13 protein-coding genes and 1 pseudogene are annotated in these 15,880 nt (G+C 45.6%); 8 read left to right on the top strand and 6 right to left on the bottom strand.

The genetic code is table 11. From position 1 onward, the window contains the following. Nucleotides 1–43 precede the first annotated feature (43 nt). Nucleotides 44–1,378, bottom strand: a complete 1,335-nt coding sequence (locus AC5JL3_RS06495) for an ABC transporter substrate-binding protein (RefSeq protein WP_496073695.1) — start codon at nt 1,376–1,378, stop codon at nt 44–46. Between the two features lie 275 nt (nt 1,379–1,653). Here AC5JL3_RS06495 and AC5JL3_RS06490 point away from each other — a divergent pair. The 5 genes and pseudogenes from AC5JL3_RS06490 to AC5JL3_RS06470 form a co-directional block, all read left to right on the top strand. After that, nucleotides 1,654–2,001, top strand: a pseudogene (locus AC5JL3_RS06490) (response regulator transcription factor); the annotation flags it as partial. A 181-nt stretch (nt 2,002–2,182) separates the two neighbouring features. Next, entirely contained in the window at nt 2,183–5,065 is a 2,883-nt protein-coding gene (locus AC5JL3_RS06485) for an ATP-binding protein (protein WP_496073694.1), read from the top strand. Between the two features lie 129 nt (nt 5,066–5,194). Then, the gene (locus tag AC5JL3_RS06480; protein WP_496073693.1) at nt 5,195–6,925 is read left to right on the top strand and encodes a putative bifunctional diguanylate cyclase/phosphodiesterase; all 1,731 of its coding nucleotides are present in this window, start codon (nt 5,195–5,197) and stop codon (nt 6,923–6,925) included. A 225-nt stretch (nt 6,926–7,150) separates the two neighbouring features. Then, entirely contained in the window at nt 7,151–7,906 is a 756-nt protein-coding gene (locus AC5JL3_RS06475; protein ID WP_496073692.1) for a YebC/PmpR family DNA-binding transcriptional regulator, read from the top strand. Nucleotides 7,907–8,137: 231 nt separating this feature from the next. Then, nucleotides 8,138–8,539 carry a hypothetical protein gene (locus tag AC5JL3_RS06470; protein ID WP_496073691.1) on the top strand — a complete coding sequence of 134 codons (402 nt, stop codon included), beginning with the start codon at nt 8,138–8,140 and terminating at the stop codon, nt 8,537–8,539. A gap of 384 nt (nt 8,540–8,923) precedes the next feature. Here AC5JL3_RS06470 and AC5JL3_RS06465 read toward each other — a convergent pair whose 3' ends face one another. Continuing rightward, nucleotides 8,924–9,361, bottom strand: coding sequence for an SRPBCC family protein (locus AC5JL3_RS06465; RefSeq protein WP_496073690.1), 438 nt, complete (start codon nt 9,359–9,361; stop codon nt 8,924–8,926). Between the two features lie 248 nt (nt 9,362–9,609). Here AC5JL3_RS06465 and dapB point away from each other — a divergent pair, with 248 nt between their 5' ends. Next, nucleotides 9,610–10,437: a 4-hydroxy-tetrahydrodipicolinate reductase gene (gene dapB / locus AC5JL3_RS06460; protein ID WP_192220498.1), complete on the top strand. Its 828-nt coding sequence runs from the start codon at nt 9,610–9,612 to the stop codon at nt 10,435–10,437. A gap of 65 nt (nt 10,438–10,502) precedes the next feature. Further along, complete coding sequence (locus tag AC5JL3_RS06455; RefSeq protein ID WP_192220499.1) at nt 10,503–11,201, top strand: DUF8619 family protein; 699 nt, start codon at nt 10,503–10,505, stop codon at nt 11,199–11,201. 46 nt (nt 11,202–11,247) lie between these two features. On the opposite strand, the gene AC5JL3_RS06450 is transcribed toward AC5JL3_RS06455, so the two are convergent. From AC5JL3_RS06450 to AC5JL3_RS06440, 3 genes are all read right to left on the bottom strand, one after another. Beyond that, entirely contained in the window at nt 11,248–11,394 is a 147-nt protein-coding gene (locus tag AC5JL3_RS06450) for a hypothetical protein (RefSeq protein WP_496073689.1), read from the bottom strand. Nucleotides 11,395–11,532: 138 nt separating this feature from the next. Further along, nucleotides 11,533–12,162, bottom strand: a complete 630-nt coding sequence (locus tag AC5JL3_RS06445) for a precorrin-8X methylmutase (protein WP_496073688.1) — start codon at nt 12,160–12,162, stop codon at nt 11,533–11,535. 208 nt (nt 12,163–12,370) lie between these two features. Next, nucleotides 12,371–13,174: a TPM domain-containing protein gene (locus AC5JL3_RS06440; protein WP_496073687.1), complete on the bottom strand. Its 804-nt coding sequence runs from the start codon at nt 13,172–13,174 to the stop codon at nt 12,371–12,373. Nucleotides 13,175–13,570: 396 nt separating this feature from the next. Between AC5JL3_RS06440 and AC5JL3_RS06435 the strand changes: the two genes are divergently transcribed. Then, nucleotides 13,571–14,887: a RuBisCO small subunit-like domain-containing protein gene (locus AC5JL3_RS06435; protein WP_496073686.1), complete on the top strand. Its 1,317-nt coding sequence runs from the start codon at nt 13,571–13,573 to the stop codon at nt 14,885–14,887. A 79-nt stretch (nt 14,888–14,966) separates the two neighbouring features. Here AC5JL3_RS06435 and AC5JL3_RS06430 read toward each other — a convergent pair whose 3' ends face one another. After that, nucleotides 14,967–15,674 carry a fasciclin domain-containing protein gene (locus AC5JL3_RS06430; RefSeq protein WP_496073685.1) on the bottom strand — a complete coding sequence of 236 codons (708 nt, stop codon included), beginning with the start codon at nt 15,672–15,674 and terminating at the stop codon, nt 14,967–14,969. Nucleotides 15,675–15,880 lie beyond the last annotated feature (206 nt).

The raw sequence follows: 15,880 nt of genomic DNA, 5'->3' as shown, positions 1-15,880 counted from the left end.
TTTTCACATATATTGTTTTTTTTGTCAATGCGTAAGTCCTAAACTACTGAAAAATTAAGTCTAGCCGCCGCTGAGCGTCCTTGAGTGCCTCAACAGGAGAGCTTTTGCCTAATAGTACTGACTCGATCGCACGACCTAATTTTTCAGAAATCCGAGCGTACCCTCTGAATATCGGACGCGATCGCGCAAATTCCGCTTGCTCAAGAAACACCTTGACTACTGGTTGCTGGGCAACAAATTCCTGATATTCCTCACTTTCGCGTGCTTTGAGATTAACTGGCAGATAACCCGTTCCTATCGCCCACTGCGTCTGAAACGCCTCCCCCATGACATACTCAGCAAAGGTAAATGCTGCTCGTTCTCGTTCCGGACTCGTTTTAAACAAAAACAAATTCTCACCTCCAGTTACCGCGACTTGTCGTACCCCAGATGGCATCGGGAACACGCTAAAATCCACACCTGTTGTCTGCAATTGAGATAACGTCCAAGGGCCGGATAACTGCATTGCGACCTTACCTGCAAGGAAGCGATTCATTTCATAGCCTCGTTCTGGTAAAGACAATGTGGCTGAGCCATCCGTAACTAAATCACGCCAAAATTGCAGTGCTGCGATCGCGCCCTCATTCACTACGTTCACATTTTTCGAGCGGGAAGCCGCTTGGGGAGGGATTAAATCACCACCCGCACTCCACATAAACGGCATCCACATAAAAACCGTCCACTCGCCCTTACCCAACGGTAATAACATCCCATATTGGTCTACTCGACCATCACCATTTGTGTCACGAGTCAGCGTTTTAGCAACCTGTCGCAACTCCTCCCAAGTCCTCGGTACCTGGGTAATCCCTGCCGCCTTGAAAAGAGATGGCCGATAGAAAATCCCTGCGTTGTTCGTCCCAAACGGCACTGACCAAATATGCTCCTGGAACTGCATGGATTCCAGCAGTGCTGGATCAAGTTCATCGCGCACTGGGGAGGCAGCGACTAAATCGTCCAAGGGACGAATCGCACCTAGTTCCACCAATCGTCCAGTCAGGGTGGGATTGAACCACAACAGATCAGGTGGCGCATTTCCGACTACACTTGCCAAAATCTTTGGCGTTTGCTGGTCTTCTTGCCCGATATAGAGCGATTCCACCTGAATGTTGGGATGCTCACGATTAAACTGATTCACTAACTCCTGCAAGACATCACGATTCGGTGGCGGGTTTACGCCATGCCATAGTGTTAGCCGCATCACACCCGTCTGATCAGGATGTGCTTGGAACTGACATCCCTGTAGTATTAAAAGGCATAGACCTGAGAGCAAAAATCGACTGACGTAACGCCAAAGCTTCCACATCAGTGTTTCAAACGCTGTAGTTTTCTCATATCTCATACACATAACGAGAAAGCTTACTACATAAGACAACCGTAAATTTACTGATGACAAGTTATCAAAAAAAGCGCACAACCCCGTAATTTCCACGAGGGCTAGTTAATTTGACCATGCAACAATTTATAGATTGTCTTCTAAATTGCTAGAACATCACAATTGCCGAAACTATGTAGATGTTACCAAGGTGAAACTGCTGTAAAGAGTGAAGTGAGTCTGGGTAGTGCCGCCCAGAGTCAGGTTAACCAAGCCCCGCCAACTTCAAAGTGAAGGAACCAATGAAGACGATATTAGTAATCGAAGATGAGGAAACCGTCCGAGAAAATATATTGGAACTGCTGGATGCCGAGGGGTTTGAGGCAATCGCGGCAGAAAATGGTCGTATTGGTCTTGACTTAGCGCAAAAGCACTTACCTGATTTAATTTTGTGTGATGTCCGAATGCCTGAAATGGACGGATACGGAGTTCTTACAGGGTTGCGCTCCCAACCCGCAACAGCGTCGATCCCTTTTTTGTTTCTGACTGCCAAAGCTGCCAAAACAGATTTGAGTCATGGTCTGGAATTGGGAGCGGACGCCTATATAACCAAGCCATTTACCTTGGCAGAACTCCTGGATGCGATCGCAAAAGCACTGCCATAAAGCCAATTGCAATTCTCAGGAGTTGTTCAATGTCTAGGGTAAGAAAAATTCTTTTGTGCTGTAAGCCTTTTCCTTGCTCTATCTGTCCAACACATTGATCAATCGGTCAGTTGTTACCCGATACATCGCTTCTTGATTCAGTCTTACTCTCAATCCGTTGCAAGTTATGCCTCTTTCACCCGACCCTCTACCGCTCAAGTCAACCACTGACAAATGGACGAGTGACCCTTATTTCTTAGCTATCCAAGCGGAAATAAGTAACCAAGTTGCCCAAGTCACACGCGGGACGATGGTTCTTGAGGACGTGCTAAACTTCATTGCTGTTGCATTGCATAACACGCTACAGGTAAGTGGTTGTCTGATTGTTCAAGCTGATCGATGTCAACCTCTAGCCGCTTCCACTCTTGGTTCGCTTAGTCGCTCTGATCTAGCGACAAACCTGCCTAGCTCCACGGCAACACCCACACCTGTATTAAATGTTGTAACAGTTGAACAAGAAGCTAGATATAGACCTGGTAAAAATTGTTACACAGAACCAGAGCAACGCCTCTTCAGCCTAGGTCGTGATATTTGCCAGTATTATCAATCTTGGTTAGCTCAGGGTACTGCGGTAGCAATGCCTGGAATTGAGCGACTACTTCCATCAGTTATCCAAGAAGCAGCTAGGGACAGTGGTATTACTAGCCTTTTGATTGTGCCGTTGTTATACCGACAGTTTTACATGGGTAGTGTGATACTGCATCAGTATGAGCAGGCACGAGAATGGGCAGCCCAAGAAATTGCCTTTGTCGAAGCAATTGCTAATCAATGTGCGATCGCGCTTACCCTCGTTGAGCTTGAACAGCGCTATCAATCTGAGTGCATCGCACGTCAGCAAACTGAGTCTGCACTCAAAGCAAGCGAAGCAAGAAACCAAGCCTTTCTAGATGCTGTCCCAGATTTGCTCTTTCGAGTGAGTAGAGATGGCATCTATTTGGAGTGCAAAGTGGCTAAAGAAGACGCTCTGCTGATGCCAGCTAATAAAGTCATCGGAAAACATTTACATGACTGTTTGCCGACTGATGTAGCTGGACTAGCTTGGCACCACATCGAGCTAGCTTTAGAAACGAATAAAATTCAAATTATTGAGTATCAACTGTGGCTCAATGGCAAAGACTGCCACTTTGAAGCTCGCATTGCTAAGAGCGGAGTTGATGAAGTTGCCGTAATTGTGCAGGACATTACCGAGCGTGTACAAGGGAGAGTCGCACTCCAGCAAGTCAATGATGCGTTAGAACTCCGTGTTGCCGAGCGCACAGCTGCTCTAAGAGAAGCAAACCACACGTTGAGAGCTGAGATTGTTGAGCGCAAGCGAATCGAGAAAGCACTGCGGGAGAGCGAAGAACGCTTCCGTAGAGCTATAGTCAATGCGCCCTTCCCAATCATGATTCACGCCGAAGATGGTGAAGTTCTCCAAATCAACGAAGTCTGGACTGACTTGACAGGCTACACCCACGAGGACATCCCCACAATCACGCAGTGGACTCAAAAAGCCCTTGGAAAAAACAACGACACCGTGCAAGCTGGCATTAACCAGTTATATGACCTGAAGCACAAAGTCCATGAGGGAGAATTCACTCTTACGACTAAGACAGGTAGCAGCAAAATCTGGAATTTTAGTTCCGCTTCCTTAGGTCAGCTTGCTGATGGTAGACGACTGGTCATCTCCATGGCAACAGATGTCTCAGCGCGTAGGCAGGCAGAGCAAGAGATTCGTCTATTGCACTCAATTAAGCAAGCGATTTTTGAGTCTCAAGACTTTCATGCGGCGCTAAAGGTTGCCCTACAGAAAGTGTGTGAAGCCACTGGCTGGGATTTTGGAGAAGCTTGGGTTCCTACAGTTGATGGCAGTGTTCTTGAATGTAGCCCTGCTTGGCACAGCAATAGCAAGCATCTAGAGTCGTTCCGAAGCCTGAGCGAGAAGTTGACATTTCTCCCAGGCGTTGGTTTACCAGGGCGAGTTTGGGTATCGCAACAACCAGAGTGGCGACGAGATGTGTCAGCCGAGTCTGAGCAAATTTATCTCCGCACCCAGATGGCGAGAGAAGCTGGTCTCAAAGCGGGACTGGGAATTCCACTTCTTACCACTAATGGTGTGCTAGCTGTCCTCGTCTTTTATATGTTTGAATCCCAAGACGAAGACCAACAGTTAATTGAACTGATTTCGGCTTCGACGGAATTAGGGTTAATGATTCAACGCAAGCAAGCAGAAGGAGAAATTCGTAAGGCACTGGAGAAGGAAAAGGAACTGACTGAACTCAAATCTCGCTTTGTCTCCATGACATCTCACGAGTTTCGTACACCGCTGACGACGATTCAATCTTCAGCCGAGTTAATAGAACGTTACAGCCAAAGATGGTCAGAGGAAAAAAAACAGATTCACCTGTACCGCATTCAAACATCGGTCAAACATATGACCAAACTATTGAATGACATTTTGATCATTGGTAAGGCAGAAGCGGGAAAACTAGAGTATAGTCCGGTTCCGCTGGATCTGGAAAAATTCTGTAGCAATTTAGTAGAAGAATTGCAACTCAATGACACCAATCATCACATAATTACCTTTCAGGTAGGAAATGGGGAATCAAGAATGGGGAGTGAGGAAATAGACAACTCAAGCGAAGCTATCAAGTCTATGTTTGATGCGCCCTACTTCCCCCTCCGCACTAATCTCCCTTGCCTGGATGAAAAACTGCTGCGGCAAATCTTAGAAAATTTGCTGAGCAATGCGCTGAAGTATTCGCCTAGCAATACGAGTGTTGAGTTTACACTCTACTATCATCAAAACCAGGCGATTTTTCAAATACGCGATCAAGGTATCGGTATTCCAAACCAAGACAAAGGCTTATTATTTGAAACTTTCCACCGCGCTACTAATGTCGGCACAATTGCTGGAACAGGTTTGGGACTAGCAATTGTTAAAAAATGTGTGGATCTTCACAAAGGTCAAATTGCTGTGGAAAGTGAAGTTGGGTTAGGCACTACTTTTACCGTCAAACTACCTGTTTAGAGCTTGGGAGAATCTGTTGAATTCAGAATTATGAGTGATGAAATTTAAGCAGCAAAATCATAACTCATAAGCATCAAAAGTCTGTTGCCAGACTTGTAAATTTACCACTGTACACATGGTTCTCGACTAATGAAAACGATTCTAGTAATTGAAGATGAAGAATTTGTTCGGGAAAATATTCTTGAACTCCTGGATGCTGAAGGGTTTGAAGTAATTGGTGCAGAAAATGGGCGCATTGGCATTGATTTAGCTCAAGAAGTTCGCCCTGATTTGATTTTGTGTGATGTGATGATGCCTGAACTGGATGGTTATAGCGTCTTGGCAAAGTTACGTCAAGACCCAGTTTTGGCAACAACTCCCTTTATTCTGTTGACGGCAAAAGCGGCTAAAGCTGATTTTCGTCAGGGGATGGAATTGGGTGCGGATGATTATATTACGAAGCCGTTTACCAGAGCGGAATTGTTAGGAGCGATCGCAATTCGTCTCAAAAAACAAGCAGCGGTGCAAGAACACTACAACACTGAACTCCAGGAAGCAAAAGCACAGCTCAATTACTTAATCCACCATGACAGCTTAACAAAGCTACCGAATCGACTATCACTACGAGAGCGGTTTAAGCAGGTACAACCACAAGACACTGACACTGAAAAAGTCGTAGCTGTTTTATGTTTGGGTTTAGATCGATTCAATCACATTATCGATCCCTTAGGGCACACCGTTGGTGACTCGTTGCTCAAAGCGGTTGCCGAACGCCTCACTACTTGTGTTGGCAAGGATACAGTTGCTCGCTTAAATACTGATCAATTTGCCATTATCCTTGCCAATGTCGATCACAAAAAAGAGGCTGGCAATATTGCCCAAACTATTTTAGAGAAACTCTCCCATACCTACGTTCTAGCTGGTCAAGAAATCTTTATCACCGCTAGCATCGGCATTGCCCTTTATCCCCATGATGGGGCGGAAATTGAACAGTTGCTGGCGGCGGCTAATACAGCGATGACTCAGGCAAAGCAGCACGGGGGCGATCAATATCAGCTTTACAGCGCTGCCTTTAACATTGGCTCCTCAGACCGTCTCGCCTTGCAGAGTAGTCTGCGTCATGCCCTAGAACGAGAAGAACTCCGAGTCTACTACCAACCCCAATTGAACCTCCAAACCGGGCAAATCGTTGGTGCAGAAGCGCTTGTCCGCTGGCAGCATCCAGAACGAGGAATAGTTTCACCGGATAAGTTTGTGCCGCTTGCTGAGGAAACAGGTTTAATTGTGCCGATTGGGGAATGGGTGTTGCGTACAGCTTGTAAGCAAACTAAAGCGTGGCAAGATGAGGGATTTCCTTCTTTACGAATAGCGGTCAATCTATCAAGCCGTCAATTTAGTCAAATAGACTTGCGACGACAATTAGTCGAGATTTTAATGGATACAGGTCTTGACCCGAAGTTCATTGAGTTAGAACTCACCGAAAGTATGCTCGTACAAAATACTGAGGTAGCAATTCGACGGCTAAATGCATTAAAGTCGTTAGGTGTAGAAATTGCTATTGATGATTTTGGAACAGGCTACTCTTCGTTAAGCTATTTGCAACAATTTCCGTTTGATATTCTCAAAATTGATCGATGCTTTATCCGAAATATTACAGAGAATCCCAACAATGCGGCGATTACCAGAGCAATCATTGCTATGGCAAAAAGCCTAAATCTCAAATTGGTTGCTGAGGGTGTAGAGACCGAAGCAGAACTTTCTTTTGTTCGTCAACATCAGTGTGATGGAATGCAAGGTTATTTATTTAGTCGTCCCGTTCCGGCTGAAGATTTCAGGCAATTGTTAACTGCTGATAAGCGTCTACCACTACCCATTGGCTAATGAGACTTGAATTCTATCTAGAAAATAATTTGCCTGAGGCAAGGTGAGTGGGTTTGTTAGGGTGCATCTATGGCTGAACCTCCCAAGATGCTTTTGGATAGAGTTGTAGGAAGGCATGAAATTAACTTGTAAACTAGGTATTTTGGTGCAACTTTAAACAAAATTAACTGGATTTAAATCCAGTTGTACTCCTTAGGAAGACAGTCAATAATCGTTTTTGAAGCTATGGCAGGACACAGTAAATGGGCGAACATTAAGCGCCAAAAAGCCAGGGTCGATGCTGTTAAGGGTAAGACCTTTGCAAAACTCTCTCGGCAGATTATTGTTGCAGCCCGAACAGGGGTTCCCGACCCAGAAGGAAACTTCCAGTTACGCACAGCTATTGACAAAGCAAAAGCGGCAGGGATTCCGAATGAGAATATAGAACGTGCGATCGCCAAAGGTTCTGGACAATTTGGTAGTGATGGCGACAATTTTGAAGAGATTCGCTATGAAGGCTATGGTCCGGCTGGTGTTGCAATTCTGATTGAAGCATTCACTGATAATCGCAATCGTACCGCCGCTGATCTTCGCCGAGCCTTTACGAAAAATGGTGGTAATCTTGGTGAAACTGGCTGCGTCTCTTGGATGTTCGAGCAAAAGGGTGTTGTTTCTCTCGACGGGACTGTCGCAGAAGACCAGTTGTTGGAAGCCTCGTTAGAAGGGGGAGCAGAAGATGTCCAAATGGATGCTGAAACGGCTGAAGTTTTTATAGAAATTAGTAACCTGGAAACTCTCAATCACACATTAAAGGAAAAAGGATTTCAGGTGCGTGATGTTGAACTTCGTTGGATTCCGGGGAATACAGTAGAAGTGACTGACCCAGACTTAGCGCGATCGCTTTTGAAATTGATAGATGCTCTAGAAGACCTTGACGATGTGCAAAATGTCACAACGAACTTCGAGATGGCAGAGGAGTTGATGTCCCTCAGCATGGCATAGCTAGATAGCTACATCCCTCAAACCCACTTTTCATCCTTAATGTTGACAAGCGCTGCCTAACAATGTGACGCGCATTAAGTTTTGAAAACTTTGAATCTAGATCTGTCTAGGTGTAGATTTGCTAAGATTAAAGATTTGGCTAAATGGATAAAGTAGTTTAATATCTGACTTGTTGCAACGGTTCAACGACCCGAATTGTAGCAAAAATAGCCAAAATAGGAGAAGCTTTGTATGAAATTTGTCACCGTTAACCTATCTGCTCTATGGCATTCTTTTCGCCTTTTTGTAGCTAGCTGTGCCTGCGCGTTGATATTGTTCTCTAATGCACTACCGGCATACAGTCTGCCTAATATACCCAACCCATTTGCCTCTGATAACGCTGCGGCTACACCGACCAGCCCCACTGAGGGTGAGGCGCAACTAAGGGGTATTGAAGCGGGAGGACAAAAAACTGTTAACCGCTCGCAAGATCTGCTTTCAGGCGAAGAAGTCATGAGAAAGTCTAATGAGGGACTCAATGAGGTTCAGGGAGCTGCTGATATCAATAAGATGAAGCGACCCTCAAATACAGGCGCTGAGTCGGTTGAGGGAATAATCCAGGAGAAGCTGGAAGAGGCTACTGGTCAAAAATAAGAACCGAGAGCGAGAGACAGTCATCGTATAAAAATCGTCCTTCTGTTTAAACTCCTCTTGGAAAGAAGTCATTGGTTCCGGGGTCACTAGTTTTGGGAAGACTAGTGCGCCCAACAGAGGAGCAGTACGTATATCAACGGAGTTATTTTTGTACGATCTGTTAAGAATTAAGAGGGCAGACAGAAGTGTCTGTCCTATTTGCGTTTATTAGATACTCAAAGACTCAAAGACAGCATTTAATCTACATACAGGGAAAAGCCTTGCAGTCTTGCTACCAGTACTTTTCCCTTTTTGACTTTTGGGCGCGTTAGCGAAGCGGAACTCTTAGGTTCGGCTAAGGAGGAGGTCTCCCAGCTTAAGTAGTGCCCTTGACTTTTAACTTACTTAGCGATCTACAAGCATCTGCTTAAGGTTTTGCATCCGCAGCTTAAACATTGTCTCCAACCCTAGGCGAATCAATGTACCATCCACTAGGGGATTGAGTTCAAATCTCACCGAATCAACGATGCGGGTTGATTCGGAGGTAATTGCCATAAACTGATGAGTATGCTCCCAGATGCGGAAAGGACCACTGACTTGTTCGTCTACGAAACAAACTGGGGGGTCCCAATGAGTAATTTTGGCTTGCCAGTCAATCCCAATGCCGAACAACTCGACTCGCACTGTAAATTGAGTGCCCAGAGTACAAACAATGTTCGATTCTTTAAGCCGGACTAGGGGAAAAGGTGGAGCAACACGCTCCAAAAGCTGCACATCTTCATGGGCTTTCCAAACTGATGCCACAGGGAGGGGTACAGTTTCAGCTACCTCAAATCGTTCCAAAAGTGCTGTTCTCCACAAACATTTTTTCGCCTAAATTTCACTGTACTGCAACTGTATCTAAGTTTTCCAGTCAGTACTCAAGATGAGCTATTACCAAGCCGTATAAGTTAAAGGTAACCTTGTCCTGTGAAATGGAGGCAGTCAACTGTCAACAACTTCATGTAAAGCATTGTTTTTCAGCCAACTCGCTTCGTTCCCACGTCTTAGTCTAAAATTCGCTTGATCGTTCCCAAGGATATCCTGGAATTATGTCTAATCAATCTCCCATCCCAGTCGTGGTTAATGGTGCTGGTGGCAAAATGGGTCGTGAGGTCATTAAGGCTGTTACCGAAGCCGAAGATATGACCTTGCTGGGTGCTATTGACCGTAACCCAAATTACCTGGGTCAAGATGCGGGTGAAGTCGCTGGGTGTGGTCCTGTTGAGATTCCCATCTTGAATGACTTGCAAGCGACACTAGTAATGGCGACCCAGGAAAAAGTGCAGGGTGTCATGGTAGATTTTACTCACCCCAGCGGTGTTTATGAAAATGTGCGGAGTGCGATCGCATATGGCGTTCGACCTGTTGTTGGCACGACAGGACTCAGTTCAGAGCAAATTCAAGAACTCGCAGACTTTGCCGAAAAAGCCAGCACGGGTGCCTTGATTATTCCCAACTTCTCCATTGGTATGGTGTTGCTTCAGCAGGCAGCCGTTCAAGCCTCTCAATACTTTGACCACGTTGAAATTATTGAGCTGCACCACAATCAAAAAGCCGATGCCCCTAGCGGCACTGCCATCCAAACGGCTCAACAGCTATCAGGACTGGGAAAAACTTACAATCAGGCTGTTGTTAAAGAAACCGAAAAATTAGCAGGGGCAAGGGGCAGTGTTGCGGATGACAATATTCGTATCCACAGCGTCCGCTTACCAGGTCTTATCGCTCACCAGGAAGTCATCTTCGGTGCGCCTGGTCAAATCTACACTCTACGTCACGATACTACAGATCGCTCCTGCTATATGCCAGGAGTACTGCTGGCAATTCGTAAAGTCACCCAGCTTAAATCCCTTCTCTACGGATTAGAAAAAATCCTCTAACTCGTTGTTGGTTATTTGTTTTTAGCAAATCCCCAACAACAAACAACAAACAACAAACAACAACTATGTTAGTTCCCATCACACGCCAGAAGTTTGAACAAGTCATTCCTATCCTTGCGACAGGGCCTCAATACGCCTACTGTTGGGGAAAATTCCCAGTTTTTATAAAACGACTGCTGATTTCTGTGATAGCAGTCGTCGTTGTTCTAATTTTGGGACTGGCACTTGGAGAAGGTTTCAATCCTGTACGCTTGTTACTCGGTATCATCGCTGCACTTTACTGGCTGTGGGCACCGATCTACTGGGCAACCAGGCGTAACCTTGAGATACGACGCTACAAATATAGCGGCTTCTGGCGTGGTGAAGTCTTGGATGTTTTTGTAACAGAAGAGTTGATTGGTACCGAGGAAAATGTCAATAATCGAGGCGAATTATTGATTGTTGAGAATCGAGAGCGACGCCTCAACTTAGATGTGGGTGATGAGACAGGATTTGAAACCCAGCTACAAGTGCCGCTGCGTCGTACTCATAAAGGGATTGCTCCTGGTCAAATTGCTGAAATGCTAGTGATGTCCAATCAATCTGACCTAGGACGCATCGCTAAGACATCTGATGTCTATATCCCTAGCCTCAATCTCTGGGTTAGTGACTATCCTTATGTGCAACGAGATGTTTTTGATCAGGTTAGCCGTCAGTTGGGCGAATCTAGAGAGGCGACTTCTCCGAAAAAACGTGCCGCCAAGACTAAGCGTCGGATTCGTTAAGAGCATTAGGATTTTGGCACTCAGTTAGTTAGCGATCGCGTAGCATCTATGTAAAAGAATCGCCTCCTAACCTCAACCAGCCAAACAAATCTCCCACAGTGACTTGCCAACCTGCCAAAAGGTCTGGGACAGGTAGCACGTCTTTGGGTTCTCGCAACAGTTCCGGTTGTTGTCCTAGTGGGTATACCAGCACAGATCGTTCATCTGGGTCAATCAGCCAACCTAATCGGCTACCTCTACCATCACGCTGTGTGGTTGCTGCAAAGGTTCTCCCAGAATCTCCTAGAGCTTTCTCTCTAATTGCCCCAATCCTTATTAATAACCAGTCCTGTCAGCTAACACCATTAGTGTCCTGACCATAGGCTTGCCAAGCCAAATCTACTATACCGTTGACAATTGCCGCCGCAACCACTGCGCTACCCTTACGACCTTCAATCCGAATATGGGGAATAAACGAGTCTTTCAGTCGATCTTTGGCAACATCCACTTCAACAAATCCCGAAGGTGTGCCAATGACCAAGGCTGGTCGAATTTCCTCCGCCTCGATTAACTCAACTAGTGCTGTCAGCGCCGTCTGAGCCTGACCAACAACAAAAATCCCTTCCGGGTAGCGTCTGGCTAACGTTTGTATACCCCAAGCCGCTCGTGTCTTTTCTTTTTGAGGTCGCGTTAGCGCTTCCATGCTGCAATACACGGGATTGGCAAAGGTGTTTTGGATATGGGGAGTAATGCCAACTTGTACCATTGGGACATCAACCACAATCGTGCTACGAGCCGCTAGCGCTGCTGCTCCCGCTTGTAAAGCTCGCTCAGAAAAACGAATTAGAGACTGATATTCAAAGTCAGCAGTTGCATAAATCACTCGGCGCACAATCTCATATTCTGCTGGTGAAAAGACGTGCTCGCCCATTTCTCGGTCAATAATTGCCAAACTTTGGGCATCCGTTGCATGCCATTCCATGACTTTTTCAATCCCAATCTGATTTGCTGTTTTTAAGCCCTTGTGTGAGAAGGTTGGTTATTTTACTGTAATTCACTATACAAATAGTGTTAATTATTCTGAGTTTTTTTAAGGGTTTGTCTCACATAGGGCTAAAGGCATCTAGCTGTGAAGCTCTCGCAAAAAGCTAGACGCCACCAACAATTAATTATCTACTGTATTCGACGGTTTAGGTTTCAGATGTGGAGGATTGATTAATAATCGGTGATAAGTAAGCGACTAATGCCCCAAGGACAAAGCCGATAACGTTACGAAATAGCGGTAACCAATCCGAGGTTCGTGTAATGACAGGCCCAATCCCAAAAGCAATAAACAGAATACCCCACAGAGGTGAGAAAATTAATGCCCATTGCCAAGCAAAGACTTGTCCTTCTTTACGGGGGATAGCAGCAAACCCGCAAATTACACCACCCAAGGTTGAAGTAATAAGGGTGAGAATCCACTGTTCCCTGGGCAAACCAGGGACAACCCTACAGCCCCCTTGACGCAGACAGGTCTTAATTGTCTGTAGGGAGTCAACAATTGATTGGTTTTCACCATTGTCACGGACATAGTAGAGATTGCCGAAGCGCGTCTGCAACTCAACCCAGAACGTGCGTGGAAGGAATGGATAAAGGGCATCCCCCACATTAAACCCAAGCAGATTACCGCCTCGTGAGTCAGCGATGAGTAGCACACTTTTATCGTTGAGTCCCCAGAAATCTTTGACGGCTCGACCCGGTGTGCGGTCATACTGAGTCAAAACTCGCAATTTCCAGCCAGTTTCCGCCTCAAAATTTTCTAAATCTTTAATAAGTGCTTGTTCCTGAAGCGTTGGGAGGAAGTTTGCTAAGTCAATTACTGGTGTTTGAATATTAGGCAAGAGATCGGGGTTGTCGTAGGCTTGTGCTACAGGCGCGATCGCCCAAACCGAGAGGGCAAGGAAAAACGCTGCTAGAGATACCAGTATTCGTTTTGGAAAAAGATGCTGCATTGTGAGTTTTTATCCAAGTTTTCAGCGTGGACACCAAAGGAGGCTTTAAACCAGGGAGCAGGTAAAAGTAAGATTTTCTTTACACTTGTTTACTTTAGTCTAATATTAGCGGCGATCGCAAAGCGTTGAGCAGCTAAGTTGAGCAATATTACTCACAAAGAGGTCTACAGCTACAGATCTCAACCCAACTCCTTGGTGGAGAAGCTGGAATGCAAGAGATTAAGTACATTGCAAAACTCCATAAATGACATAGCAAGCACTTAGGACGCGATCGCTTCTTGCTTGAAAAATATTCCTTCAGACATAGCCGTTCTCAGTTGCCCAGGTCGCTGATACTCCATTGCGAACGCTTATGTATGATTAAGTGTTGGCGATGCAAAAATTACGTCTACTTTAATGAGCTATTACATTTCTCCCCGCTTCCTGGATAAACTCGCCGTTCACATCACTAAAAATTATCTAAACCTCCCTGGAGTAAGAGTTCCTCTCATTCTTGGCGTTCATGGTCGCAAAGGAGAGGGAAAGTCTTTTCAGTGTGAACTAGTATTCGAGCGCATGGGTGTTGAAGCCGTTCATATGTCAGCAGGTGAACTCGAAAGCCCAGATGCTGGTGACCCGGCACGTTTGATTCGTCTACGCTATCGGGAAGCAGCGGAATTGATCAAGGTACGAGGCAAGATGGCTGTACTGATGATTAATGATTTAGATGCTGGGGCTGGGCGCTTCGATCAAGGCACTCAATATACGGTCAATACTCAGTTGGTGAACGGCACCTTGATGAACATTGCCGATAACCCGACAGATGTACAACTCCCAGGCAGTTACGACTCAACACCTCTCCCTCGTGTGCCAATTATTGTCACCGGGAATGACTTTTCTACACTGTATGCCCCATTAATTCGGGATGGTCGGATGGAGAAGTTCTTCTGGGAACCTAATCGAGAAGACAAAATCGGTGTTGTTGAAGGGATCTTTTCTGAAGATGGACTACCTCGCAACCAGATCGAACAGTTAGTTGAGACGTTCTCGAATCAAGCGATTGATTTTTTTAGTGCGTTGCGATCGCGTGTTTACGATGAACAAATCCGTGAGTTCATTCACAAGATTGGAATCGACAGAGTCTCCTCACGAATAGTAAATAGTGCGGAAGAACCCCCAAAGTTTCCTAAGCCAAATTTTCAACTACCTCGCTTAATCGAGTTTGGCAATCTGTTGACTGGTGAACAGAAGCAGATAGAGGATATGCGACTAGTCAGGGAGTACAATCAAGGTCTAGGATTGCGGGTAACTCCTCAAGAACCAGCAGCTTCCAGCCGTCCTGCCCCGAAAAAGCCGGAAAATGGGAATGCGATCGCTTCTAATAATTTAGGGGACGAGTCAACAAGTACTAGCGCTTCTAATGGCTTTAGCGATTCTAGTAACAGCAGTAAACAGGTACCGAGTATTCCATTAGATCTAGAAACCCAAGAGCAAATTCGTGAGCTTTTGGCTCAAGGTTACCGACTTAGTATCGAGTACGCCAATGAGCGTCGAGTCCGCACTAATGCTTGGCAAAGTGGTACTTCGTTCCAAGGTAATGAAGCATCAGAAGCAATCATTACTTTAGCAGAAAGCTTAGGTGAACACAGGGGTGAGTATGTTCGCCTGATCGGCATTGACCCCAAAGCGAAGCGGCGGGTTCTAGAAAAGATTATTCAACGACCGCATGAATAAAAAATAAGCCTCCTTCTTAAAACTCTGGAGGCTTAGAAATCAACACTCTAGTTGTAGCGAAACGAAGAAATCCGTAAGCTTAATTTTTGTTCTGAGTAACTTGCTGTGGTACTCCCAATTCCAGTAGAGCTTGTCGAGGTAGAATCACTTGGTCAACCGCATGAATAACGCCGTTGCTTGCCTGAATATCAGCTTGAGTGACTTTTGCATTGTTGACGGCGACTGTACCATCTGTACCAAGTTGTACAGCTAACGACTCTCCAGCAAGAGTTTCAACTTCTCCTGACTGGATTTGAGAACTTGTCACTGCACCGGGAACCACATGATAGCTCAGCAGTTGTACAAGGATTTCTTTGTTTTCTGGCAGTAGTAGCTGTTCTAATACTCCCTCTGGCAATGCAGCGAAGGCTTCATCGGTAGGAGCAAAAACGGTGTAAGGTCCTTCTGAGGATAAGGTTTCTGCTAAATCTGCTGCATCAATCGCTTTGGCAAGAGTTTTGAATTGGTCAGTCGCCGCTTCTACGATGTTGTTGCTTGCTGATGACGCTTCTGGTGAGGCGGGTGCTGCAGCGGGTGGTGCAACTTGTGGTGCAGGTTCTAGGGAAGAATTCGGCGTTGTACCAGTTTGGGCTTCTGGGGCGGGTGAAGCCGGAGTAGCATCTGCTGTGTAGACAGAGGTTCCACTGGATGAGCGCTCAAGTTGATTGTTTTGTGTAGCGAATGCAGGGAGACTGATGAAGGCACTCATTCCAAGGATGCCAACTAGCAACTGAGTTCGACTTTTCATGAACCAATACCTCCTAAATGCTACGTTTTGTAAAGCCACAGAATCAATCTACGTGAGGTTGCTCTTATACGTCTCTATCAAACGGCATACTATTTGAAAGTAATGGTGATGAAACTGAAACTTAAAAATATGCGATCGCCTTATCAGTAACTGATTGTGTCAATTTAGGTTAGTCGCTTTGATTGGGAAAAAAATACCGAACATTA

Source organism: Symplocastrum torsivum (genome assembly GCF_059505465.1).
The sequence above is the reverse complement of the archived record's forward strand: the minus strand, read 5'-3'. Positions and strand labels throughout refer to the sequence as shown.